This is a genomic window from Kitasatospora sp. NPDC058243, from assembly GCF_042882025.1.
Classification (GTDB): Bacteria; Actinomycetota; Actinomycetes; order Streptomycetales; family Streptomycetaceae; genus Kitasatospora.
This window is the reverse complement of sequence record NZ_JBHVWW010000006.1, coordinates 153580-177757: the sequence shown is the minus strand read 5'-3', so window position 1 is coordinate 177757 and position 24178 is coordinate 153580. Positions and strand designations below refer to the sequence as shown.

At 73.8% G+C, this 24178-nt stretch carries 21 protein-coding genes; 9 read left to right on the top strand and 12 right to left on the bottom strand.

The genetic code is table 11. The annotated features are described in order from the left end of the window. Window positions 1-15: 15 nt before the first annotated feature. Window positions 16-1224, bottom strand: a complete 1209-nt coding sequence (locus ACFVX9_RS07100; protein ID WP_363371928.1) for an acetyl-CoA C-acetyltransferase — start codon at window positions 1222-1224, stop codon at window positions 16-18. A gap of 301 nt (window positions 1225-1525) precedes the next feature. Here ACFVX9_RS07100 and mce point away from each other — a divergent pair, with 301 nt between their 5' ends. The 3 genes from mce to ACFVX9_RS07085 all read left to right on the top strand — a co-directional run bounded on the left by mce (window position 1526) and on the right by ACFVX9_RS07085 (window position 8244). Then, on the top strand, window positions 1526-1969 hold the full coding sequence (mce, locus tag ACFVX9_RS07095) for a methylmalonyl-CoA epimerase (protein ID WP_063347782.1): 444 nt from the start codon (window positions 1526-1528) through the stop codon (window positions 1967-1969). Window positions 1970-2467: 498 nt separating this feature from the next. Then, window positions 2468-7207 (top strand): hypothetical protein, encoded by a 4740-nt coding sequence (locus ACFVX9_RS07090; RefSeq protein WP_387980821.1) that lies wholly within the window; start codon window positions 2468-2470, stop codon window positions 7205-7207. 107 nt (window positions 7208-7314) lie between these two features. After that, the gene (locus ACFVX9_RS07085) at window positions 7315-8244 is read left to right on the top strand and encodes a hypothetical protein (RefSeq protein WP_063347784.1); all 930 of its coding nucleotides are present in this window, start codon (window positions 7315-7317) and stop codon (window positions 8242-8244) included. 141 nt (window positions 8245-8385) lie between these two features. Here ACFVX9_RS07085 and ACFVX9_RS07080 read toward each other — a convergent pair whose 3' ends face one another. Continuing rightward, complete coding sequence (locus ACFVX9_RS07080; protein ID WP_063347785.1) at window positions 8386-8697, bottom strand: hypothetical protein; 312 nt, start codon at window positions 8695-8697, stop codon at window positions 8386-8388. Continuing rightward, window positions 8694-9491, bottom strand: coding sequence for an alpha/beta fold hydrolase (locus tag ACFVX9_RS07075; RefSeq protein WP_387980820.1), 798 nt, complete (start codon window positions 9489-9491; stop codon window positions 8694-8696). The genes ACFVX9_RS07080 and ACFVX9_RS07075 overlap by 4 nt, the downstream gene beginning before the upstream one ends. Window positions 9492-9583: 92 nt before the next feature. Here ACFVX9_RS07075 and ACFVX9_RS07070 point away from each other — a divergent pair, with 92 nt between their 5' ends. Then, window positions 9584-10588, top strand: a complete 1005-nt coding sequence (locus ACFVX9_RS07070; protein ID WP_387980818.1) for an ABC transporter ATP-binding protein — start codon at window positions 9584-9586, stop codon at window positions 10586-10588. 1 nt (window position 10589) lies between these two features. Then, on the top strand, window positions 10590-11357 hold the full coding sequence (locus ACFVX9_RS07065; protein ID WP_063347788.1) for an ABC transporter permease subunit: 768 nt from the start codon (window positions 10590-10592) through the stop codon (window positions 11355-11357). 16 nt (window positions 11358-11373) lie between these two features. Here ACFVX9_RS07065 and ACFVX9_RS07060 read toward each other — a convergent pair whose 3' ends face one another. Next, on the bottom strand, window positions 11374-11697 hold the full coding sequence (locus ACFVX9_RS07060; RefSeq protein ID WP_063347789.1) for a hypothetical protein: 324 nt from the start codon (window positions 11695-11697) through the stop codon (window positions 11374-11376). Between the two features lie 391 nt (window positions 11698-12088). On the opposite strand from ACFVX9_RS07060, the gene ACFVX9_RS07055 reads away from it, so the two are divergent. Beyond that, on the top strand, window positions 12089-13237 hold the full coding sequence (locus ACFVX9_RS07055; RefSeq protein WP_063351134.1) for an LLM class flavin-dependent oxidoreductase: 1149 nt from the start codon (window positions 12089-12091) through the stop codon (window positions 13235-13237). Window positions 13238-13374: 137 nt separating this feature from the next. On the opposite strand, the gene ACFVX9_RS07050 is transcribed toward ACFVX9_RS07055, so the two are convergent. Next, entirely contained in the window at window positions 13375-13767 is a 393-nt protein-coding gene (locus tag ACFVX9_RS07050; protein ID WP_063347790.1) for an SCO5389 family protein, read from the bottom strand. 480 nt (window positions 13768-14247) lie between these two features. Between ACFVX9_RS07050 and nucS the strand changes: the two genes are divergently transcribed. Next, window positions 14248-14907: an endonuclease NucS gene (gene nucS, locus ACFVX9_RS07045; RefSeq protein ID WP_063347791.1), complete on the top strand. Its 660-nt coding sequence runs from the start codon at window positions 14248-14250 to the stop codon at window positions 14905-14907. 4 nt (window positions 14908-14911) lie between these two features. Here nucS and ACFVX9_RS07040 read toward each other — a convergent pair whose 3' ends face one another. Together ACFVX9_RS07040 and ACFVX9_RS07035 are read right to left on the bottom strand one after the other, a co-directional pair. Continuing rightward, complete coding sequence (locus ACFVX9_RS07040) at window positions 14912-17302, bottom strand: ATP-binding protein (RefSeq protein ID WP_380372658.1); 2391 nt, start codon at window positions 17300-17302, stop codon at window positions 14912-14914. 318 nt (window positions 17303-17620) lie between these two features. Further along, a complete protein-coding gene (locus ACFVX9_RS07035) occupies window positions 17621-17950 on the bottom strand; it encodes a hypothetical protein (RefSeq protein ID WP_380483198.1) in 330 nt (109 codons plus the stop codon). A gap of 83 nt (window positions 17951-18033) precedes the next feature. Here ACFVX9_RS07035 and ACFVX9_RS07030 point away from each other — a divergent pair, with 83 nt between their 5' ends. Beyond that, the gene (locus ACFVX9_RS07030; protein WP_387980814.1) at window positions 18034-19077 is read left to right on the top strand and encodes an IS630 family transposase; all 1044 of its coding nucleotides are present in this window, start codon (window positions 18034-18036) and stop codon (window positions 19075-19077) included. A gap of 34 nt (window positions 19078-19111) precedes the next feature. Here ACFVX9_RS07030 and ACFVX9_RS07025 read toward each other — a convergent pair whose 3' ends face one another. From ACFVX9_RS07025 to ACFVX9_RS07010, 4 genes are all read right to left on the bottom strand, one after another. Next, a complete protein-coding gene (locus ACFVX9_RS07025; protein WP_063347793.1) occupies window positions 19112-19432 on the bottom strand; it encodes an STAS domain-containing protein in 321 nt (106 codons plus the stop codon). Window positions 19433-19819: 387 nt separating this feature from the next. Further along, window positions 19820-20689: a 3-hydroxyacyl-CoA dehydrogenase family protein gene (locus ACFVX9_RS07020; protein WP_063347794.1), complete on the bottom strand. Its 870-nt coding sequence runs from the start codon at window positions 20687-20689 to the stop codon at window positions 19820-19822. A gap of 253 nt (window positions 20690-20942) precedes the next feature. Further along, entirely contained in the window at window positions 20943-21593 is a 651-nt protein-coding gene (locus ACFVX9_RS07015; protein ID WP_387980812.1) for a response regulator, read from the bottom strand. Beyond that, window positions 21590-22792 carry a sensor histidine kinase gene (locus ACFVX9_RS07010; protein ID WP_387980810.1) on the bottom strand — a complete coding sequence of 401 codons (1203 nt, stop codon included), beginning with the start codon at window positions 22790-22792 and terminating at the stop codon, window positions 21590-21592. Before ACFVX9_RS07010 ends, ACFVX9_RS07015 begins: the two co-directional genes overlap by 4 nt. Before the next feature lie 156 nt (window positions 22793-22948). On the opposite strand from ACFVX9_RS07010, the gene ACFVX9_RS07005 reads away from it, so the two are divergent. Further along, the gene (locus ACFVX9_RS07005; RefSeq protein ID WP_380483194.1) at window positions 22949-23551 is read left to right on the top strand and encodes a hypothetical protein; all 603 of its coding nucleotides are present in this window, start codon (window positions 22949-22951) and stop codon (window positions 23549-23551) included. 10 nt (window positions 23552-23561) lie between these two features. Here the strand turns inward: ACFVX9_RS07005 and ACFVX9_RS07000 are convergent, their stop codons facing one another. Continuing rightward, window positions 23562-24134: a cob(I)yrinic acid a,c-diamide adenosyltransferase gene (locus ACFVX9_RS07000; protein WP_063347797.1), complete on the bottom strand. Its 573-nt coding sequence runs from the start codon at window positions 24132-24134 to the stop codon at window positions 23562-23564. Window positions 24135-24178: the final 44 nt, after the last annotated feature.

The following is a 24178-nucleotide window of genomic DNA, read 5'->3' as shown; positions in this document are numbered from 1 at the left end:
AGGCATGTCAGCTGATCAGGCCTTCGGGCTGGCGTCCTTGGGGACGCGCACGATCAGGGCGTCGCCCTGGCCGCCGCCGCCGCACAGCGCGGCCGCGCCGACCCCGCCGCCGCGCCGCTGGAGCTCCAGCGCCAGGTGCAGCACCACGCGGGCGCCGGACATCCCGATCGGGTGGCCGAGCGCGATCGCGCCGCCGTTGACGTTGACGATGTCCGAGGAGACGCCCAGGTCCTTGGTCGACTGGTGGGCGACGGCCGCGAACGCCTCGTTGATCTCGATCAGGTCGAGGTCGGAGACCTCCAGGCCCTCCTTGGCCAGCGCGTGCCTGATCGCGTTGGACGGCTGCGACTGCAGCGAGTTGTCCGGGCCCGCCACGTTGCCGTGCGCGCCGATCTCGGCGATCCAGCTCAGGCCCAGCTCCTCGGCCTTGGCCTTGCTCATCACGACCACCGCGGCGGCGCCGTCGGAGATCTGCGAGGAGGTGCCGGCCGTGATCGTGCCGTCCTTGGCGAACGCCGGACGCAGCTTGGCCAGGCCCTCGACGGTGGTGTCCGCGCGGATGCCCTCGTCCTGGCCGAACAGCACCGGCTCGCCCTTGCGCTGCGGGATCGGGACCGGGGTGATCTCGGCGTCGAAGACGCCGTCGGCCTGCGCCTTGGCGGCCCGCTGGTGGGAGGCCGCGGCGATCTCGTCCTGCACCTCGCGGGCGATGCCCAGCCGGGTGTTGTGCTTCTCGGTGGACTCGCCCATCGGGATGTTCTCGTAGGCGTCGGTGAGGCCGTCGTGGGCCATCGAGTCGAGCATCCCGATCGCGCCGTACTTGTAGCCCTCGCGGGACTTCGGCAGCAGGTGCGGGGCGTTGGTCATCGACTCCTGGCCGCCGGCCACCACGACGTCGAACTCGCCGGCCCGGATCAGCTGGTCGGCCAGCGCGATGGCGTCCAGGCCGGAGAGGCAGACCTTGTTGATGGTGAGCGCCGGGACGCTCATCGGGATGCCGGCCCGGACGGCGGCCTGGCGGGCCGGGATCTGGCCGGCGCCGGCCTGCAGCACCTGGCCCATGATCACGTACTGGACCTGCTCACCCGTGATGCCGGCCCGCTCCAGCGCGGCCTTGATCGCGAAGCCGCCGAGGTCGGCACCGGAGAAGCCCTTGAGGGAACCGAGCAGGCGACCCATCGGGGTCCGCGCACCGGCAACGATCACAGAGGTGGTGTTGGTCATGGGACGAGCCCCTTCGCACGTCGTGGCCAGGTGAGGATGCGCTCAATGTACTGACCCGTTACCCGCCCGTCACCGGAGCGACGGTGTGATCGAGCGCACTGGCACCTTCCAGTCAACACCGTGTCAACGCGGCCCGGGTGAACCCCGGCGCCCGCCCCGGGTGAGCCCCCGGCGTGCGGCCCGGGGCAACCCCCGGCGTGTGAGCAGACTCGCACGTCCGGCGCTGGCGCCGGTCAGCAGCGATGCGCTGCACTGGTGCCACCTGGTTCCCGAGGTACCCAACCCGCCCCCGGAGGTCGCCGTGCTGACCCGTATCGACCACATCGGCATCGCCTGCCGCGACCTCGACAAGACGGTCGAGTTCTACCGCGCCACCTACGGCTTCGAGGTGTTCCACACCGAGGTCAACGAGGAGCAGGGCGTCCGCGAGGCCATGCTCAAGATCAACGACACCGGCGACGGCGGCGCCTCCTACCTCCAGCTGCTGGAGCCCACCCGGCCCGACTCGACCGTCGCCAAGTGGCTGGAGAAGAACGGCGAGGGCGTGCACCACATCGCCTTCGGCACCGCCGACGTGGACGGCGACGCCGAGGCCGTCCGGGCCAAGGGCGTGCGGGTCCTCTACGACCAGCCCCGGATCGGCTCGATGGGTTCGCGGATCACCTTCCTGCACCCCAAGGACTGCGGCGGCGTCCTGACCGAGCTGGTCACCTCCGCCGAACCGGGCCCCCACGACGCCCACTGACCCCCGCCAGGTGCCGCCCACGACCGGGCGGCACCCCCGAATCACCGGTCATGACCCGTCAGTAACCTCGTCCGACAGCCGGAAAACCACCACGCGGCCATTCCCCCGCAGTGCGCTCCCACTACAATGCCCAGGTGCGCGAAGGCTCCGGGGGACGGAGGCGACGGGCACGGCCGATGACAGGCCCGTCCGCCCAGCGGCGGCCGGCCCGTCGCAGGGGAGTCCACAACGCGGGCACGGCTGAACAGTCGCAACACTGATCTGTCACCATTCTCCACAAGGCAAGAGTTCGCCCAGGAGTCCACCCGGACGGGGGAACGCGGCATCACCGCGCTTCCACGCCCAGGGCTCCGACGACCGCGGCGGGCGGCCCCGGCTTGACCGGCGGGCCGTCCACCGGCTGCGGATGCAAGGAGCCAGTCGGACCAGTACCCGGACAACGGGTGCCCTGGACCGGCCGGGTCGAGGACGCGACCAGGAGATGGATGGGACCGCGGAGTGCGGGGCAACGACCGCTACGAGGTTGACGATCACCTCTCCCAGTTCGAGGCCGAGATGGGTCGGACTCGAAAGGAGCGGGACAAGGCAGCCGAGCATGCCGAGGACCTCGCCTACCAGGTGGAGGTGCTCCGGGCCAAGCTGCACGAATCCCGCCGCATGCTCGCCCAACCGCGCGCCTTCGACGCCGTCTCCGGCCAGGCCGAGCAGATGCTCCGCACTGCCGAGATGCAGGCCCAGCAGCTGCGCGCCGACGCCGAGCGCCAGCTGCGCGACTCCCAGGCCGCCACCCAGCGGATCATGGCCGAGGCCGCCGAGCGCACCGCCCGACTGGAGGCCGAGCTCACCGCCCGCCGCCGCCAGCTGGAGGACGAGCTCACCGAGCTGCGCCGCACCGCCGAGCAGCACGTCAACGGCTGGGCCGAGCAGACCAGGACCGGCTCCGAGCAGGAGGCCCAGCGCCTGCTCCAGGACGCCCGCGTCGAGGCCGAGCGCATGGTCGCCGCCGCCCGCGCGGAGGCCGTCGCGCTCTCCGACCAGGCCCGCGCCCAGACCGCCGCCGACGTCGACGCCGCCCGCGGCGAGGCCCAGGCCGCCGCCGAGGCCGCCATCCAGCGGGCCCAGAGCGACGCCGAGCGCCTGCTGCGCGCCGCCTCCGAGCACGCCCAGCAGGCCGGCGCCCAGGCCGCCGCCGACGTGGACGCCGCCCGCGGCGAGGCCCAGCAGCAGCTGGCCGCCGCGCACGCCGCCGCCGAGCAGCAGCTCGCCATCGCGAAGGGCGAGATCGGCCGGCTCAAGGAGCAGGCCTCCGCCGAGCAGATCCGGGCCGAGCAGCAGCTCGCCCACGCCCAGGCCGAGATAGAGCGGCTGCGTGCCGAGGCGATCGCCGAGGCCGAACGCACCCGCCGCGAGTCCGCCGAGCTGCGGGCCCAGGCCGAACAGGCCGCCGAACAGCTCCAGGCCGACGCCGAGGCCGCCGCCGAACGCAAGGCCGCCGACGGCGAGGCCGCCAACGAGCAGCGCTCGCAGACCGCCCGTGCCGAGGTCGCCCGGATGGTCGCCCACGCCACCAAGGAGGCCGAGGCGATCCGCGCCGAGGCCACCACCAGGCAGGCCGAGGCGGAGGCCGCCAAGGCCGCCGCCGCCGAGGAGAGCGAACGGCTGCGGGCCACCGCCGAATCGGTGGCCGGCGAGCTGCGCGCCGAGGCCGAGGCCGCGATCGCCGAACTGCGCGCCCAGGCCGACCGGGACGTCGCCGAACTGCGCGCCCACGCCGAGGCCGAGGCCCAGCGGCTGCGCCACGCGGCCGAGGAGGAGGGCCGGGCGACCGGCGCCAAGGACGCCACCGTCCAGCTCGCCAAGGCCGCCAAGACCGCCGAGGAGATGCTCGGCCAGGCCAACCAGGACGCCGAGACCGCCCGCACCGAGGCCGCCACCGAGGCCGAGCGGATCCGCACCGAGGCCGCCGCCGAGGCGCAGCGCCTGCGCGAGCAGGCCCAGGCCGCCGTCGAGCAGGCCCAGAACGCCGCCCTCGACGACGCCGCCGCGATCCGCGAGCGGATCGAGCAGATGCAGGACGAGGCGGCCCGGCTGCGGGCCGAGGCCGAGGAGCTGCGCGCCCAGGCCGCCGCCGAGGCCGACCGGGTGCGCGGCGAGGCCCGCCGCCAAGCCGTCGTGCAGATCGAGGAGTCGGCGAAGAACGCCGAGGAACTGCTCACCAGGGCCAAGGCCGACTCCGACGAGCTGCGCGCGGGCGCCGCCGGGGAGATCGAGCGGCTGCGCGCGCAGGCCCAGGAACAGGCCGCCGAGACCCAGGGCCGGGCCGAGCAGACCCTCGCCCGGGCCCGTAGCGAGGCCGAGAAGACCACCACCGCCGCCGAGCAGCAGGGCCAGGACGCCCTCGCCGCCGCCAAGGCCGCGGCCGCCGAGAACCGCGCCGCCGCCGAGCGCGAGACCGCCGAACTCCGCCGGGACGCGACCGAGTTCGACCAGCGGGTCCGGGCCGAGGCGAACGCCGCCGCGACCGCCCTCGGCACCGATGCGCAGGCCGAGGCGAACGCCGTCCGGGACGCCGCGGTGGCCGACGCCGAGCGCGTCCGCACCGAGGCCGACGCCGAGGCCGCCCGTACCCGCAGCGAGGCCGAGGCCGCCGCGAACGCGCTGCGCGAGGAGAGCCGGCGTGAGCACGAGGAGGCCGCCGCCGGGCTGCACCGCGAACGCGAGGAGACCGCCGAGCAGCTGGCCGCCGCCCAGGCCGCCCACGAGCAGGCCGAGCAGACCGCGACCGAGCTGCGGGCCCTCGCCGAACGCGAGAGCACCGAACTGCGCGAGCTCGCCGAGCGGGAGAGCGCCGAACTGCGCGAACTCGCCGACCGCGAGACCACCGAACAGCGCACCGCCGCCGAGGCGTACGCCGCCGACGTCCGGGCCAAGGCCGAACAGGCCGCCACCGAACTCACCGAACGCACCACCGCCGAGACCGCCGAACAGCGCGAGGCGACCGAACAGCACGTCACCGAACTGCGCGCCCTCGCCGAACGCGAGACCGCCGAACAGCGCGAGCTGGCCGAGCGGGAGAGCGCCGAACTGCGCACCGCCGCCGAGGCGTACGCCGCCGACGTCCGGACCAAGGCCGAACAGGCCGCCACCGAACTCACCGAACGCACCGCCACCGAGACCGCCGAACAGCGCGAGGCGACCGAACAGCACGTCACCGAACTGCGCGCCGAAGCCGAGGAACTGCTGGAGGGCGCCCGGAGCGCCGCCGAGCAGCGCCGGGCCGAGGCCGCCCGGGACGCCAAGGCCGTGCGGGAGAAGGCCGCCGCCGAGCTGGCGTTCGCCGCCGAGCAGGCCGAGACGGTCCGCGCCGAGGCCGGCCGCGAGCTGTCCGAGGCCCGCGCCACCGCCGACGGCATCCGGGCCGAGGCCACCGCCGTCCTGGAGCAGGCCCGGGTCGACGGCGAGGAGCTGGTCGCCGCCGCCGGCGTCGAGGGCGCCGCCCTGGTCGAGGCCGCCGAGGAGGAGGCCGCCGAGGTCCGCCAGTCGGTGGCCGGCATGCACGAGGCCGCCGCCGAGCAGATCGCCGAGCGGAAGGCCGCCGCCGAGCGGGAGGCCACCGAGGTCCGCGACCGGGCCGAGCAGGCCGCCGCCGAACTGCGCGAGCTGGCCGAGCGCGAGACCGCCGAGCAGCGGGCCCTCGCCGACGCCGAGACCACCGCCCTGCGCGAACTCGCCGACGCCGAGACCGCCGAGCAGCGGGCCCTCGCCGACCACGAGACCACCGAACTGCGCGCCCGCACCGACGCCGAGACCACCGCCCTGCGCGAGCTGACCGACCGCGAGCTGGCCGCCGAACGCGAGGCCCACGAGGCCGAGTTGGGCCATCAGCGCGCCGAGGCCCAGGCCTACGACGAGCACCTGCGGGCGGAGGCCGACGCCGTGCTGCACGCGGCCCGGGAGGGCGCCGGGCAGCTGCGCGCGGACGCCGAGGCCCAGGCCGTCCGGACGATGGCCGCCGCCGACGAGCGCTCGGCCGGCCTGATCGCCGACGCCGAGGAGCTGGCCGCCGCCCTGCGCGCCGAGGCCGAGGAGTACGCGCTCGCCACCCGCACCCTCGCCGACGAGTACGACGCCGCCGCCCACAGCCGCGCCGACGCGTACGACGCGGAGACCCGGGAGGCCGCCGAGCAGTTCGACAAGGCCACCCGCGAGCAGGCCAACTCCGTCCTGGAGAAGGCCTTCGCGGACGCCGAGTCGCTCGGCGAGGACGCCCAGACCACCGCACTGGCCACCACCGCCGCCGCCGAGGAGCAGGCGGACGCGATGGTCGCCGCCGCCCGCAAGGAGGCCGACCGGCTGGTCGCCGCCGGCGAGGCGGCCGGCCAGGCCGAGGTGGAGAAGGGCCGCTCCGACGCCGACACGCTGCTCGCCGAGGCCCGCCGGGACTCCACCGCGATCCGCGAGCGCGCCGAGGAGTTGCGCGAGCGCACCGACGCCGAGGTGGAGGCGCTGCACGAGCGCGCCCGCAAGGAGAACGCGGCGGCCATGAAGTCGGCCGGCGAGCGGGTCGACGCGCTGGTGACGGCCGCTCAGGAGCAGCTGACCGAGGCCGAGGAGCAGGCGGTGGCCACCGTCGCCGAGGCCGAGGACCGGGCGGCGGCCCTGGTCGCGGCCGCCGAGGACCGCGCGGGCGAGCTCACCTCGGAGGCGTCCGCGGAGGCCAGCAAGGTCCGGATCTCGGCCGTCCGCAAGGCCGAGGGGCTGCTGAAGGAGGCGGAGACCAAGCTGTCCGACTCCACCAGCCGCGCCGAGGCGCTGATCGTCAAGGCCGAGGCCAGGCTCCAGTCGGCCGAGGCCGAGTCCGAGGAGCGGCTGGAGAACGCCGCCACCGAGGCGGAGAAGCGGCTGCAGGACGCCGACCGCAGCGCCGACGAGCAGGTCGAGCTGGCGAAGGCGGAGGCCGAGCGGCTGCTCGCCGAGGCGCAGGCCGAGGCGAAGCGGGTCACCGACGAGGGCCGGCGCGAGCTGGACGAGCTGGTGCGGCGGCGCAAGGACATCAACACCGAGATCTCCAGGGTGCAGGACGTGCTGTCCGCACTGGAGGCGTTCGAGGCACCGGCACCGGTCGCCCAGACCAACGGGGGAAGCAGCACCAAGAAGGACGGGGGTGCCAAGGCGGGTGCCGGAATTGGTTCCCCCCGGTCGGGTGGCAATCGCTCCAAGAACGCACCACCCGATTGAGCGGACATTGTCCGCGGGACGACGGCATCTCGCCGTCGACACTCCGGTACCGTGTCAGGATTCCCTCAACCACCTCAGCGGTTTGACGACAGGAAGCCCAGAACCCCATGAGCGACAGTCACTCCCCTCACGGCTTCGACCTGGTGCGCCGTGGGTACGAGCGCGCCCAGGTCGACGAGCGGATCACCAAGCTGGTGGCCGACCGTGACAGTGCCCTGACCCGGATCAGCGCGCTCGAGAAGCGCATCGAGGAGCTCCACCTGGAGACCCAGACCGCGCAGGCGGCGGTCACCGAGGCGGAGCCCTCGTACGCCGGTCTCGGCGCCCGGGTCGAGAAGATCCTGCGACTGGCCGAGGAGGAGGCCAAGGACCTGCGCGACGAGGCGCACCGCGCCTCCGAGCAGCACCGCGAGCTCGCCGAGGCCGCTGCCCAGCAGGTCCGCACCGAGGCCGAGAACTACGCCAAGGACCGCAAGGCCAAGGCGGAGGACGAGGGTCTGCGGATCGTCGACAAGGCCAAGAGCGACAGCGCCCAGCTGCGCGCCGAGGCCAACAAGGACGCCCAGAACAAGCGCGAGGAGGCGGACGCCCTCTTCGAGGAGACCCGCACCAAGGCCGCCCAGGCCGCGCTGGAGTTCGAGACCAACCTGGCCAAGCGCCGCGAGCAGTCCGAGCGTGACCTGGCCGCCCGTCAGGCCAAGGCCGAGAAGCGCCTGGCCGAGATCGAGCACCGGGCCGAGCAGCTGCGCCTGGAGGCCGAGAAGCTGCGCACCGACGCCGAGCGCCGCGCCCGCCAGACCGTCGAGACGGCGCAGCGCCAGTCCGAGGACATCGTGGCGGACGCCAACGCCAAGGCCGACCGGATCCGCAGCGAGTCCGAGCGCGAGCTGGCGGCGCTCACCAACCGCCGCGACAGCATCAACGCCCAGCTGACCAACGTCCGCGAGATGCTGGCGACGCTGACCGGCGCGGCCGTGGCCGCCGCCTCGCTGCCGGGCGACGACACCATGGGCGTGCCCGCCCAGCAGTCGCGCTGACGCCGCCGCCGGGCGCCTGCGCCCGGCGGTACGTGCGCAACGGACGGCACGTGCGGAACAGCAGACAGGCCCTCACCCACCCGGGTGAGGGCCTGCCGTCGTTCCACCGTCATCATCTCGGGTGACCTGGGTGAGCGGGCGTCACCTGGGGTAGGCCCCGTCGGGCCGCTGGTACCCGCTGCTGAGCTGGTTGCCCTCGTCGTCGGAGACGGTGCCGAACCACGAGGTGCACCAGACCGACACCGAGTCCGGCCAGTACTGCACCTCGAACGGGTGGCCGGAGCCGTGGTCGCCGTACGAGGTGACGATGAAGGTCTCGCCGGGGCGCAGCCAGTAGTCCTCGCCGAGCGGTTCCAGGGTCAGTTCGACCAGGCCCTCGCCGCGGTTGGTCACGGGCATCCGGCCGGTCACCTCCAGCGCCGAGAAGTCCCAGCCGGTCGCTTCCTCCCTCATCCGGCCGCCGCCCGGGCCAGCAGGTCGCGGACGGCGGTGTTGAACGCCTCCGGCGCCTCCAGGGCGCTCAGATGGCCCGCCCCGGGGATGACGGTCAGTTCGGCGTCCGGCCGGGCCCGGAGCATCAGTTCGGCCTCCTCCGGCGCCACCAGGCCGTCCTGCGCGCCCGCGACGACGGCGGTGGGCACCCGCAGCCCGGCCAGCACGTCCAGCGCGTCCGGCCGGGCCGCCATGGCCCGCTGGGCCCAGGCGACGGCGGCCGGCGACGCGGCGGCGACCAGCGACCGCACCCGCTCCACCAGGTGCCGCGAGTCCGGCCCGAGCTGCCCGGCGGCGACCTCCTCGTCGAGCAGCAGTTGGACGCTGCCCCGGGCGGTGACGGCGGCCGCGATCCGCTCCCGGTTGGCCCGGACGGCGTCGGTGTCGGCGGTGGCGCGGGTGCTGGCCAGCAGCAGTCCGGCCAGCCGGTCCGGGTGGCGGCGGGCGAAGGCCAGCGCCACGTAGCCGCCCATGGAGAGCCCGCCGACCACCGCGCGTTCGATCCCGGCCGCGTCCAGCAGCAGGGCGAGGTCGTCGGCGACCAGGTCCAGCGAGGGTTCGTCGGTCCCCAGCTCGGTGCCGCCGAAGCCGCGCTGGTCCGGGGCGAGCACCCGGGCCTCGTCGCCGGTCAGACCGGGCAGCGCGTCCAGTTGGGCGGACCACATCGAGGCGTTCAACGGAAAGGCGTGCAGCAGTACGAGGGGTGTTCCGGTGCCGCTCTCGCGGACGGACACTGCGGAGGGGGGCTGGGTCATGGGCCCACCGTATTCCGGCACGCCCGGCGGGCCCACTCAGCGGGCCGCGATATCCGCTTTGTCCTAGCCTTACAAAGAGTAAGGGAGCGCGAATGATCGAGTTGCACGACCTGACAAAACGTTACGGCAGGACCCTCGCGGTGGACCGGCTCAGCTTCCAGGTCCCCCAGGGCGTGGTGACCGGCTTCCTCGGCCCCAACGGCGCAGGCAAGTCCACCACCATGCGCATGATCCTCGACCTCGATCGCCCCACCAGCGGCCGGGTCACCATCGACGGCAAGCACTACGGGCAGCTCAGCGAACCGCTCAAGTACATCGGCGCGCTGCTGGAGGCCAAGGCCGTCCACCCCGGCCGCACCGCCCGCGACCACCTGCTCTGGCTCGCCCAGAGCAACCGCATCCCGACCCGCCGGGTGGACGAGGTGCTCAACCTGGTGGGCCTCACCCCGGTCGCCCGCAAGCGGGCCCGCGGCTTCTCGCTCGGCATGGGCCAGCGCCTGGGCATCGCCTCCGCCCTGCTCGGCGACCCGGAGATCGTCATGTTCGACGAGCCGGTCAACGGGCTGGACCCGGAGGGCATCCTCTGGATCCGCAACCTGATGAAGCGGCTCGCCACCGAGGGCCGGACCGTCTTCGTCTCCTCCCACCTGATGAGCGAGATGGCCGTCACCGCCGACCACCTGGTGGTCATCGGCAAGGGCCGGCTGCTCGCCGACCTGCCGATGCCGGAGTTCATCCGACGCAACTCCCGCTCCGCCGTCCGGCTGCGCACCCCGCACCCCGAGCGCCTGCTCGACGCCCTGTCCGGCGTCGGGCTCCGGCCCGAGCCCGGGCCCGGCGGCTCCTACGAGGTGGTCGACGGCGATCTCGCCCGGCTCGGCGACCTGGCCGCGGCGCACGGCGTCGTCCTGCACGAACTCAGCCCGCAGCAGGCCTCGTTGGAGGAGGCGTTCATGCAGATGACGGCCGACTCGGTGGAGTACCACGCGGGCGACGGCCCGGGCCGGGACGCGGCCGGCGCACCCGGCGTCTGGGGCGCCGGCTGGAAGGCGGACGGCGCCCCGCAGACCGCGGCGGCCCGGCAGGAGGAGAACTGAGATGACGTCCTTCCCGGCGATCCTGCGCTCCGAGTGGACGAAGATCCGCAGCGTCCGCTCGACGGTCTGGACGCTCGCGCTGACCTTCGTCGTCACCGTCGGCATCGGCGCGCTGCTGTCCCTGCTCACCAACAACAACTTCGGTGAGTTCCGGCGGGGCGACCAGTCCGTCTTCGACGCCACCGGCACGGCCTTCTCCGGCATCATGCTCGGCGAGCTCGCCATCATCGTCTTCGGCGTGCTGGCCATCGGCAACGAGTACAGCACCGGCATGATCCGGGTCACCCTGGCCGCCGTCCCGCAGCGCGGCACTCTGCTCACCGGCAAGGCGGTGGTGCTCGGCGCGATGGCCCTGGCGGTCTCGGTGGTGACGGCCTTCGTCACCTTCTTCACCGGCCAGGCGCTGCTCGGCTCGCACTCCACCAGCCTCGACCAACCGCACGTGCTGCGCGCGGTGTTCGGCGCCGCGCTGTACCTGACGATGCTGTGCCTGTTCTCGGCCGGCGTCACCACGATGCTGCACAGCCAGACGCTGGCGCTGGGCGTACTGGTCCCGTTCTTCTTCCTGCTCTCGCCGATCCTCTCCGCGGTGCCGAAGGTCAAGACCCTGGCCCACTACTTCCCGGACTACGCGGGCTCGCGGATGCTGCTGGTGTACGAGCAGTACGGCCAGCCGTACGGGCCGTGGGCGGGCTTCGTGATCTGCCTGGCCTGGACGCTCGCCGCCCTGCTCGGCGGCGCGTTGGTGCTCAAGAACCGGGACGCCTAGGGGGCGCGCAGCCGGCTCAGTACCGCGGAGCGCCGCGGCCCCGCAGGACGTTGGAGGCCCGGCGCTCCCGCGCGCCCCAGCAGGCGCGGTGCCAGTGCCGCCGGTCGTCCACGCCCGCGCCGTGCATCGGCCAGGCCACCACGTGGCCCATCCCCGGCGGGATCTCCTGGTCGCAGCCCGGGCACCGGTAGTGCCGCCCGGCCGTCCCGGCGACCGTCTGGACCACCCAGTCGTCGCCTTGGTGGCTCTCGGTGCGGCGCAGCGATCCACCGAGCGGGGAGGCCTGCTCGGCGCTCCCGCTCGGGTCGGCGCTCTTGATCCGGTTGCGGCGCGGCGACACGTCGGACTACCTCTCTTCCGGGGTTTCGGGGCCGTTCCAGCCTACGGCCGGCCACCCCTCCGGCAGGCCACTATCACGGCATCGTCCGACGCTCCCGCGTTTTTGCCGAGATCCACCCGATCTCCGACGAAATCCGGGTTTCCGCGTGCCGTTGGCACATGACATCGGATACCCACAAGGGGAACAGGCGGGGCCCGCAGACCCTGCGCGCACCCGAGGAGGCCCCACCATGACCAAGACCAGCGCCCGCGCCGAGACCCGTCGGCCCGTAGGAGTCCGGCCGCCCGCCCCCGGCCCGGTGCTGACCTCGCCCGCCCCGGTCACGGCCGCGGCGGGCGAGCCGCTGCCCGTGCCGCAGCGGGCGGGCGCGCTCCCGCCGGACACCGCGCCGGTGCGGGTCGGCGCGTTCCTGCTGTCCGCGCAGTTCCCCGGGCAGAGCCACCGCGAGGCGCTGGACCGCACCGTCCGGGCCGCCGTCGAGGCCGAACGCGCGGGCCTGGACAGCGTCTGGCTGGCCGAGCACCACTTCGTCCCGTACGGGGTCTGCCCCAACGCCGCCACGCTGGCCGCGCTGCTGCTCGGCCGCACCCGCCGGATCGGCGTCGGCACGGCGGTCAGCGTGCTCTCCACCGCCCACCCGGTGGCGCTCGGCGAGCAGGCCGCGCTGCTGCACCTCACCTCGGACGGGCGCTTCACGCTCGGGGTGGGCCGCGGCGGCCCCTGGATCGACCTGGACGTGTTCGGCGGCGGCGTGGACGCCTTCGAGAACGGCTTCCCGGAGCGGCTGGACCTGCTGCTGCGCTGGCTGCGCGGCTCCCGGGTCGGCGCGGACGGCCCGCAGTTCGCCTTCCCCGAGGTGGCGGTGGTGCCGCGCGCCACCGAACCGGTGCGCCGGCCAGGACTGGGCAGCTGGCTCGGTCTCGGCGAGCAGTCCGGCCCGGTGCGCTTCCCGCGCCAGCGCCAGGACGTCGAGGGCGTCGGTGAGGAACTCGACCCGTCCGGGCGGCCGGTGGCCGGCCCGCCGATGGTGGTCGCGTGCACCTCGCCGAGCGGGGTGCGGCTGGCCGCCGAACGCGGCCTGCCGATGCTGCTCGGCATGCACTCCGGCGACGACGACAAGCTGCGCATGCTGGAGCTGTACCGCACCGCCTGGCTGGCCGCCGGGCGCGGCGAGGAGCAGCTGCGCCGGGTGAACCGCCGGCACGTCGCGGCCGGGGTGGCCCAGGTCGACGACCGCACCTCGGCGGCCCGCGCCACCCTGCTGAACGCCATGCCGGGCTGGTTCGAGTACGGGCTCGGCGCCCACCGCACCGTGGACGGCCGGGAGCGCAAGATGCGCGACCCGCGCGAGTACACCGAACTCCTCTGCGACCTGCACGCGGTGGGCACGCCGCGGCAGTGCGCCGACCGGCTGCTGGCCACCGCCGAGCGGACCGGCATCCGCCGCTTCGCGCTGCTCGCGGAGGGCAGCGGCGAGCGCGAGGCGACCCTGCACAACATCGCCCGGCTCGGCTCCGAGGTGCTGCCGCAGCTGGGGTGAGACCGGGGGTGGAGCGGCCGGGCCCGGTCCGGGCCGCCGCCCCTCCCCCCGCACCGGGGGACGGGGGCGGCCCGACGACCTTCAGGACCGCTAGGGCCGATCAGGACCCAGGGCCCGGGATCGGCGGTGCTGCCGGGTCAGCAGTCCCGCAGTTCCTCGGACTGGTTGAGCAGCTGCTCCCGGACCGAGGTGAAGCGTGCGTGCCGCGCCTCGTTGGCGTCCGACGGCAGGAAGACCGCCACCCGGTGACAGTTCTGGAAGGCCAGCCGCACCCCGAAGTGCCGCTGCAGGGCCCCCCGGATGGCGTCGCTGGCGAGGGCCCGCAGGAGCTGGCCGCGGGCCTGCTCGCTGGGCGGCGGTACCTGGTTGTCGGCGAAGTCGGTACCGTCGACCTTCGCCTGGGCGACCAGCGAGCTGATCAGGTCCCAGGCGTACGGCAGCGAGACGCGGACGCAGTCGACGAATTCCCGCTCGTCGACCTCGCCCCGCTCGGCCTTTTCCAGCAGGGCCGGTGAGACGTCGAGCGACATGGATTCTCCTCTCGCGGTCCACCCGCGCGGCGCCCGGGTGGTCGTGCGTAGTCCAAGCTCACAGTGAGGGTGGGCGGATCGCGCGTGGTGTCCGGAACGCCGTGGAACGGGCGTTTTTGACACCCTGCGAAGGCGGAGGCACCACGGGACGTGACGTCCCGGACACCGACCGCGCTCGGAACAGCGTGGCAGTCAACGGCGGGACGGGCCGGTCATTCCTGTGGATTGCTTTGGAAATACGCGGTGGTGCACCACATTGGCCGGATCCCGTCGGATCGTTCATCTGAAGTCTCCGTCCCCGTTGACAGCGATCCCGCACGCGTGCCGTCACGTACGGTAGCGACCCCAGGGGGTGGGCGCCAGACCGCGACGGGCGGTGCGCGGAATTGCCGAACCTCCATGTTCGCGGGGTTCCCGGTTTCTTCACCCGGTCGTCGTGGAATCGCATCAACTGGCCCCGGTGGGCTAGCGTGGTCGACCGTGCGTCTCGTAATTGCCCGCTGCTCAGTCGACTATGCCGGTCGGCTCTCCGCCCATCTGCCCTCCGCCACCAGGCTCATCCTGGTCAAGGCCGACGGCAGCGTCAGCATCCACGCCGACGACCGCGCCTACAAGCCGCTCAACTGGATGTCCCCGCCGTGCGCGCTCAAGGAGGCGGACGGGGTCTGGACGGTGGTGAACAAGGCCGGCGAGAAGCTCATCATCACGCTGGAGGAGGTGCTGCACGACTCCTCCCACGAACTCGGGGTGGACCCGGGCCTGATCAAGGACGGCGTCGAGGCGCACCTCCAGGAGCTGCTCGCGGACCGGATGGAGGTGCTCGGCGCCGGTTGGTCCCTGATCCGCCGCGAGTACCCCACCGCGATCGGCCCGGTCGACATCCTCTGCCGCGACTCGGACGGCACCACGGTGGCCGTCGAGATCAAGCGCCGCGGTGAGATCGACGGCGTCGAGCAGCTCACCCGCTACCTCGAACTCCTCAACCGGGACCCGCTGTTGGCCCCGGTCAAGGGCATCTTCGCCGCCCAGGAGATCAAGCCCCAGGCCCGCGTGCTGGCCACCGACCGGGGCATCGGCTGCGTGGTGCTGGACTACGACGAGCTGCGCGGCATCGACGACGACAAGCTCAAGCTGTTCTGACCGGTCAGCTCGCGGGCGGCGAGGACGCCGTCGACGACGGACTGGGCGTCCCGGTCGCGGGGCCCGTCGTGGCGGGCGGCGGTGTGGTCGCGGTCGCCGAGGGCGACGTGGTCGACGGCTTCGGCGGGGGCGGCGTACTGGCGCCTCCGCCGGGCTGAGTGCCCCCGGAGTTGCCACCGCCACCGCTGCCACCACCTGCACCACCACTGCCGCCGCTGCCACCACTGCCACCGCCCGGCGGCGGGCCGGACTGCTGGGCCGGCGGCTGCGACTGTCCCGGTGCGGGCGGCTGCGACTGCGACTGCTGCGGCTGCTCGGTGGCCCCCGCGGTCTCGCTCGGCCCACGGCTCGGCTTCTTCGACGCACTCGGCGAGCGCGACGCGCCACCGCTCTGCGACGGCTCCGGGCTGGTCCCGTCCGCCGCCGGACCGCCGCCCGCGTCCGTCCCCGGCGCCCCCGTACCGGTGGCACCGGTGGCGGCGGTCGGGCCGCCGGCGTGCGGCGACGGGAGCGGCCCGCCCTGCCCGCCGTCGGGGTCGTCGAGCCGGGTGTGCGGGTCGTTGCCCGGGTGCTGCTCCGGACCGGTGGCGCTCATCGCCACCGCCGTCCCGAGCGCCCCGAGCGCGAGGACGGCCGCCGACGCGGCGATCACCCGGCGCCTGGTCCCGGAACGCAGGCTGGACGGCACCTTGGCTATCGCGCGGATGACGGGCCGCCGCACGGGCGCCGGCCCGGGGGTCGCGGCGGGCGCCAGCTGCCGCCCGTCGGCGCGCAGCAGGTCCAGCATCCGGCCGGCTGCCGCGACGCCGCGCTGCTCGCCGGCGGCGGACCGCAGGGTGAGCGCCGTCTCCAGCTCGGCCATCGCCCGGGACGGCTCCTGGACGCAGAACGCGTGCACGCCCGCCTCGTGGTGGAACCAGGCCTGGTCGGTACCGGAGCCCGTCCTGCGGGCCGCCTCCAGCCCCAGGTGCAGGACCCGCTCCCAGGCGCCCCAGCGCAGTGCCAGCGCCAGCGCGGGCGCGGCCGCCCGGGCCAGGCGCACGACCGCGTCGTGCCGGCCGGCCTCCCGGTCCGCGACCAGCACGCCGACCACCACCTCCGCCTCGGCCGCGACCTGCGCCAGCGACACCGAGCTGTGCCCGACCCACCAGGAGAAGTGCTGGGCGGCGCCGTCCAGGCAGCCGCGGGCCGGCCAGTGCGGGGCGAGCAGGTCCAGCACCCCGGCGGTCAGCCGGTGGTGCCCGCCGATGGACACCGCCAGCCCGGCGTCGGCGAGTTCGGCGAGGGCGCTCTCGCCCTGGCCGACGTCGATCAGCGCGGGCAGGTGCGGCGCGGTGGGGCACTCGCCGCCGAGCGCGACGGCGAGCCTCAGGACGGCCTGGGCGGGCTCGCTCAGACCCTCCGCGAGCCGGACGGCGGGTGAGGCGGTCTCGGCGACGGACGGCAGCGGGACGGTGCGGCGCAGCGCGTTCTCGCGGACGGCCGGGTCGGGGTCGTGGACGGGCTCCTCGACCGCGCCGAAGACCCCCATCCGGTCCTCCTCGGCGGCGACCAGCGCGTCCACCGCGACGTCCCGCTGGCGCAGCAGCGCGGCGGCCTGGACGAAGCGCAGCGGCAGTCCCTCGGACTCGAACCAGAGGTCGACCGCCCAGGCCTTCTCCTCGACGTCCAGCGGCCGACCGGCCTGGCGGGCGGCGAGGGCGAGGCAGGCGGAGCGGGAGAGCCCGGCGACCAGGTGGTCCTGCAAGCGGGAGCCGGGCGACAGCGCCGGGCTCCCGGGGGCGACGGAGATCAGAAAGGCGCAGCCGGGGGCGATGGCGAGCAGGCCCTCCAGCTCGGCGCCGGACTGCTCCGCGCCGTCGACGACCACGATCGCGCCGACCTCGGCGAGGTGCACGGCCAGCCGGCCCGGGTCGGGCCGGTAGCCGGGGGCGTGATGGGTGGCCGCGAAGAGGTCCTGGAGCAGGTCGGCGGTGGTGCGGCGGTGCCCGCAGAGCTGGACGACGCCGCCGGGGGCGAGGTCGGCGGCGGCCTCGGCGACGGCCGACAGCAGCGCGCTGCGGCCCGAGCCGGCCTGGCCGACCAGGCGTATCGAGCGGCCCTCGGCGAGCAGGCCGAGGAGTTCGGCGACGTCGGCCTCGCGGTCGAGCAGCGGCAGGTCGGCGGGCCCGGCACCGAGGGCGAGCGGGCCGACCGCGCGGCCGACGCCGCCGACCGGGCCCCGGGCGGGCTCGCTGCGCTCGATCCGGCGCGGGCGGGGCCGCCACTCCTCGGGGCAGGGCCTGACCTCGGAGCCGTCCGGGGCGCCGACGCCGACCAGCAGGGCGCCGGAGACGAGTTCGCCGCCTCGGGTGCGGGCGGCCTCCTGCCGGAACTCCCCGGTTGGCTGTGCCACGTTCTGCTCCGCATCCTGCTCGGCCGCCGGCGCCCCGCGCCGGTCGGCTGACGTCTCGGTCGCGGCCGCGCGCGGGCTGGGGGCAGCTGGCTGAGGCGGCCGTCATCTGACGGGCAGACTCTTGCACATCCGGGCCCGCCCGCGCAGGGGCAGTCCGGTCGGGGGCCGGGCGACGGCCGATCCGGGCCGGGTCGGAGCCGGACGAAGACCGGGCAGGGGACGAACGCGGGCTGGGAACGAGCAAGGGCAGAGGCCGAACGAGGGCAGGGCGGGACAGGCCCTAGTGCTGCTCCGCGGAAGTTCGTGGAGGGGTGTTGATCAGATAGCCAGTCCGCTGAGGTAGAGGCCGCCTGCGCAGTCGAGGGCTTCTTCCGGGGAGCCGGACGGCAGCCCGCTGGGCAGGAAGTTGTCGCGGTAGCTGTCGTTGCTGGCCAGGTAAAGCGAGAAGCCCCAGGTGTGGAGTACGCCGGTGAAGCGCAGGCGGCACAGTGGAAGGCTCTGGCCACCGGGCAACTCGGCGGCGACGTACGCAAATCCGGCACGGAAGCGGACCGAGATGGCGTCCACGTGCAGCCAGCGTTCGCGGGCGTGGCGGTTCAAGCGCTGGCGCAGGTGGTGCTGCATCGATTCCGGCGGGTTCTTCGGCACAGGCCCATCCTGCCGGGTGCGGCGGCGGCCCGCCATGATCGGTGGCCGTGCGTGGTGATCAACGGGCGGGGGCGGCGGTCGCGGTGGTACTGGAGACGGGGGTCCGCGAGCGGCTGGACAGGACAGCGGCTTCGGCGAAGTCCGAAGTACGGGCGGTGTTGCGGGCCCGCATCGTGCTCGCGGCGGCGGACGGGCTCGCCAATGGCGCGATCGCCCGGGAGCTGGATGTCAGCGTGAACACGGTGCGCAAGTGGCGGGGCCGGTTCGCCACCCTGGGTCTGGGCGGCCTGCGGGACGCCGAACGCTCGGGCCGGCCAAAGGCCTACGGGCCCGAGGTCCGCATGGCGATCGTGGCCACTGCCACCAGCGCGCCTCCGCATCCGGAGTCGACCTGGTCGCACCGCGCCATCGCCCGACGGGTGGCCGACACGTGCTTCGCGCCGGTCTCCGCCTCCCAGGTCGGCAGGATCCTGGCCGGCCTGGACCTGAAGCCGCACAAGGTCCGTGGCTGGCTCACCCGCCGGGACACCCCCGACTTCTGGCAGCGGGCCGCCGAGGTGTGCGCCCTCTACCTGAATCCGCCCGCGGGCTCGGTAGTGCTCTCGATCGACGAGAAGACCGCGATCGCGGCCCGCTCGCGCCGCTATCCCGGGCGTTCCACACGCCCCGGCGAGCCGACCAGGCAGGAGTTCGAGTACCGGCGCCACGGCACGGTTTCCCTCGTGGCCGCGCTCGACGTTCGCACCGGCGAGGTCCTCACCGAGGTGATCGCCCGCAACGACGCGGCGACCTTCACCGCGTTCCTGAACCAGCTCGACCAGGCGATCGCACCCGGCAGTGAGATCCACGTCGTGCTCGACAACGGCTCGTCCCACACGGCCAAACACACCAAGGCGTGGCTGGCGGCCCACCCACGCTGGCACGTCCGGTGGACCCCTCCGCACACCTCGTGGCTCAATCAGGTCGAGTTGTTCTTTTCCGCCCTGACCCGCCGAGTCGTGCGGCATGGCGACTTCGCCAGCCGCGACGACCTGATCGAGAAGCTGGAGGCCTACGTGATCGGCCACAACGAGACCGCCAAGCCCTACCACTGGACCTACGAGGGCACCCCACTCAAAGCAGCCTGATCAACACCCCTCCACGAACTTCCGCGGAGCAGCACTAGAGGGCGATCCCCTGGGCCTCGGTGACGCCGTCCACGGCCAGGATGCGGTGCAGCTTGGTGGCCACCAGCAGCCGCTGGAGCTGGGCCGGGACGGAGCGCAGCACCAGCCGGCGGCCGATCCGGCCGGCCCTGCGGTGGGTGCCCATGATCACGCCGAGGCCGGTGGCGTCCCAGAACTCCAGCCGGGCGAGGTCGAGCACGAGGTCGCCGAGGCCGCCGTCCACGGCCTGGTGCAGCCGGGCACGCGCGTCGGCGGCGGTGCGCACGTCGAGGCGGCCTTCGATGGCCAGCGCCCTGTGGTCGCCGGTGATGCGCATGCTCTCCTCCTTCGCCTGACCGGTCCGGTACGGGGGTGGTCCGACCCGGCCGTGCCGGGTCGGGGGGTGGGGTGTCCATCCGGGCGGGCCGTGGCCCCTCGCCCGGGTCCGGTCGCAGCCTCGTCGTGCTGGGCCGGGTCTCCCTCTTCTGACGGCGAACCAGCAGCGCAGGTTGCTGGTTCCGGCCAGATCTGAAGCAACTTCACTCGTCCGAGGGAATATACGCAGTCAGTCTCCACACCTACGCTCGATTACCGCCCAAATCACCCGTCTGCGGCACCTGGCGTGAGGAAACTCACCCGCCCCCGGGCGGGCGGGCCGTACGGTGTTCGGCCGCACGGCCCGCCCGGTCTCCGGGCGTCGTCGTTCACCCGTTCCGGCGGGGGCTCACTTGCCCTCGTACGGGTAGAAGCCGCGGCCGCTCTTACGGCCGAGGTCACCGGCGGTGACCATGCGCGCCATGATCTCCGGGGCGGCGAACTTCTCGTCCTGGGTCTCCTCGTAGATGTTGCGGGCGGCGTGCAGCAGGATGTCCACGCCGGTCAGGTCGGCGGTCTCCAGCGGGCCCATCGGGTGGCCGAAGCCGAGGCGGCAGGCGGTGTCGATGTCCTCGGCGGTGGCGACGCCCGACTCGTACAGCTTGGCGGCCTCGACGACCAGTGCGGTGATCAGGCGGGTGGTGACGAAGCCGGCCACGTCCCGGTTGACCACCACGACGTCCTTGCCGACGCCCTCGGCGAAGGCGCGGGCGGCGGCCAGGGTCTCGTCGCTGGTCTTGTAGCCGCGGACCAGCTCGACCAGCTTCATCAGCGGCACCGGCGAGAAGAAGTGCACGCCGACGACCGACTCGGGGCGCCGGGTGGCGGCGGCGATCCGGGTGATCGGGATGGCGGAGGTGTTGGAGGCCAGCACCGCGCCGTCCTTGGCGAGCTTGTCGAGCTCCCGGAAGACGGCCTCCTTGACCTCGAACTGCTCGAACACGGCCTCGACCACGATGTCGGCCTCGGCGACGGCGCCCAGGTCGGTGGTGGTGGTGATCCGGCCCAGCGCGGCCTCGGCGTCCTCGGCGCTCAGCCGGCCCTTGGCGACGAACTTCGCGTAGGAGGCGCGGATGCCCGCGAGACCGCGCTGCAGGGCCTCCTCGGTGACGTCCCGCAGCACCACCGGGTGGCCGGCCTGCGCGGACACCTGGGCGATGCCGGCGCCCATCAGGCCGGCACCGATCACGGCGATCTGCTTGCTGGACGCATTGCTCATGGCTGGGTCTCCCGATGCCGTCGCCGCCCTGGGGCGGGCCCTGAAGGCGGCTCAGGGCAGGGGTCACCGCCGGAGAGCCGCGTCGCTCGTTGCCGGGACTCTAATGCCCAATCCGGCCCCGTGGTGTCAATCGGGAGTGTGATCTGCGCCCGACCTGGTCGGGCGACCCAGACCCGCCGTGACCAGCTGATCAGACCAGCCGATCGGACCATCTGACCGGACCGGATGGCCAGACCATCAGACGGTCGGACGGTCAGACACTCAGCCCGAGGTCCTGCGCCAGGATCGCCGCCTGCACCCGATTGCGCAGCCCCAGCTTCGCCAGGATCCGGCTGACGTGCGTCTTGGTGGTCGCCTCCGCCATCTCCAGCCGGACCGCGATCTCCCCGTTGGACAGCCCGGCCCCGATGCAGGCCAGCACCTCCCGCTCACGCGGGGTCAGTCCGGCCACCGCCTCCCTGGCTTCCGGCCCGACCGCCCGGTCCGGCCGGGCGAAGGCGCCGATCAGCCGCCTGGTCACCGAGGGCGCCAGCATGCCGTCCCCGCGTGCCACCGTCCGGACGCCCTCGACCAGGGTGTCCGCCTCCAGGTCCTTGAGCAGGAACCCGGCCGCGCCGGCCCGCAGCGCGCCGTAGACGTACTCGTCCAGGTCGAAGGTGGTCAGCACGAGCACCTGGCCGGCCCCGGCGGCGACCACCTGCCGGGTCGCCGAGACGCCGTCCAGCCGGGGCATCTGCACGTCCATCAGCACCACGTCGGGCCGCAGCTCCAGCGCCAGCCGGACGGCCTCCTCGCCGTCGGCGGCCTGCCCGACCACCTCGATGTCCGGTTCGACCCGCAGGATCATCACCAGCGCCGCCCGTACCGCCGCCTGGTCCTCGGCCACCAGCACCCGGATCGTCATGCCCCTGCCTCGCTCTCCCGCCCGCGCGGCAGTACCGCGCGCACGCTCCAGTAGTCGTTCCGTGGCCCCGCCTCGAAGCTGCCGCCGAGCAGCCCGGCCCGCTCCGCCATGCCGACCAGCCCGGCCCGGGCGCCGGGCAGTTCGCGGCCCGGTCCGTGCCGGTACGGGCTGTCGACGGCGATCCGCAGTTCCTCGGGGCCGAACTCCATCCGCACGCTGACCAGTCCGGGCCCGGCGTGCTTGAGCGCGTTGGTCAGCGACTCCTGGACGATCCGGTACGCGGCCAGCCGGACCGGCACCGGGACCTCCCCGCGCTCGCCCTGCTCGGCGAGTTCGAAGTCCAGCCCGACGTCCTGACCGGCCGCCCGGGCCTTGGCCAGCAGGGCGTCCACGGCGGCCAGGTCGGGCGCCGCGTACGACTCGTCCGCCTCTCCCCCGCCGCTGTCGCGCAGCAGTCCGATCATGCGACGCATTTCGGCCAAACCCTGGACGCTGCTCTCCCGGATCACCGCCAGCACCTCCACCAGCGGGTCGTCCCCGGCCAGCCGACGGCGCCGGGCGACGGACTGCGCACCGGTCGCGTGGATCGCGATCGCCGACAGGTGGTTGGCCACCACGTCGTGCAACTCCCGTGCCATCCTCGCGCGTTCGGCGACGACGGCCTCACGCCGGTCCATCTCCGAGAGCAGCGCGGTCTGTTCGGCCCGCAGCCGCTCGCTCACCGCCCGGTCGCGGTGCTTGCGGACCACGTCCCCGGTCCAGACCGGCGCCAGGTAGATCAGCACGGTGAGCACCACCACCGCCACCGCGTTCGAGGCGTCGCTGTAGATCAGCACCAGGGTGGACAGCACCAGCACCGAGCCCGTGCCGGTCAGGTGCAGGATCCGGGACATCCTCGGGGTGCCGTAGAGCACCGCCGCGTAGAGCAGGTCGGTGTACATCAGACTGGTCGCCAGCAGGGCGCCGGTGAAGATGCTGTACCCGAAGGCGAGCCCGCCCAGCGTCGTGGTGAGCACCGGCCTGGTCCGGCGGAACAGCTCCAGCACCGCCATCACCAGCAGCGACGGCACCACCGCCCAGCGCGGGATCCGCGAGGAGTTGTCGTAGACCTGGAGCGCGATCAGCAGCGCTCCGCCGAACAGACCGAGCAGGGCGATCCCCCGGTCCTCCTGGCGCGGGGTGAGGGTCGGTCTCAGCACACCCCCATCTCACCATCCCCGGGCGCCGGGCGGCTCCCGTCCCCGGAGGAGCAGCCGTACATCGAAAGGTGCAGGCCGGGACGGCACCCGGCGACGACGACGCGGCCACGCCCGCGCGCCAGGCTGGAGGCACCGCCGACCGCCCGGGAGCACAACGTGATCGTCACCCTCATCGTCGCGGCCGAGATCTCCTTCTGGATCCTGCTCGGCCTCGGTCTCGCCGCCCGCTACCTGCTGCGGTGGCGCCGCACCAGCACCGCCCTGCTGGCCGGCCTGCCGGTGGTGGACCTCACCCTGTACGCGCTCACCGTGCTCGACCTGCGCGGCGGCGCCGCCGCGAGCTGGACGCACGCCCTCGCGGCGAGCTACGCGGGCTTCTCGATCGGATACGGGCCCTCCCTGGTCCGCTGGGCCGACCGGCACTTCATGTACCGCTTCGCCGGCGGCCCCAAGCCGCCGCGCTCGCCGAAGTACGGCGCGGAGCGGTCCCGGTACGAGTGGCAGATCTGCCGCCGCACGGTGGTCTCGGCCGTGATCACGCTGAGTCTGATCACCCTGCTGGTGCCGCTGTCGGGAGGCTCCGCGCACTTCGGCACCTTCCTCCAGTGGTACCTCAAGCTGGGCATCGCCGCCGTGGTCAACGTGGTCATCGCCGTCAGCTACACGCTCTGGCCCAAGCAGCCGCCGGCCGGCGAGCAGGACGCGCACGCCCCGATCGCCGAGCAGCCCGCCGCCGGCGTCCCGGAGAAGCGGCTCTGAGGGACTCTCCCTAGCGGTTCTCGCCCGGCACCCAGAGCACGTCGCCGCGCTCCTTGTTGGCCGCCCGGGCCAGGATGAACAGCAGGTCGGAGAGCCGGTTGAGGTACTTCGCGGTCAGCGGGTTGACGCTGTCCCCGTGCTCCGCGATCGCCGCCCAGGTGGCCCGCTCGGCCCGCCGCACCACCGTGCAGGCCAGGTGCAGGTAAGCCGCGCCGGGCGTGCCGCCGGGCAGGATGAAGCTACGCAGCTTCTCCAACTGCTCCAGGTAGTGGTCGCAGTCCCCCTCCAGCCGGTCGATGTACGACGGCAGCACCCGCAGCGGCGGGTACTTCGGGTCCTCGACCACCGGCGTGGACAGGTCCGCGCCGACGTCGAACAGGTCGTTCTGGATCCGGACGAGCACCGTGACGATGTCCTCGGGCAGCGATCCGGCCGCGACGGCCACCCCGATCGCCGCGTTCGCCTCGTTGGTGTCGGCGTACGCCGCCAGGCGGGGATCGGTCTTGGTGGTCCGGCTCATGTCGCCGAGCGCGGTGGTGCCGTCGTCGCCGGTACGGGTGTAGATGCGCGTCAGATTCACCATGCGGCCAGCGTAGCCGGACGGGTTAGGCGGCGTTAACCCCGAGC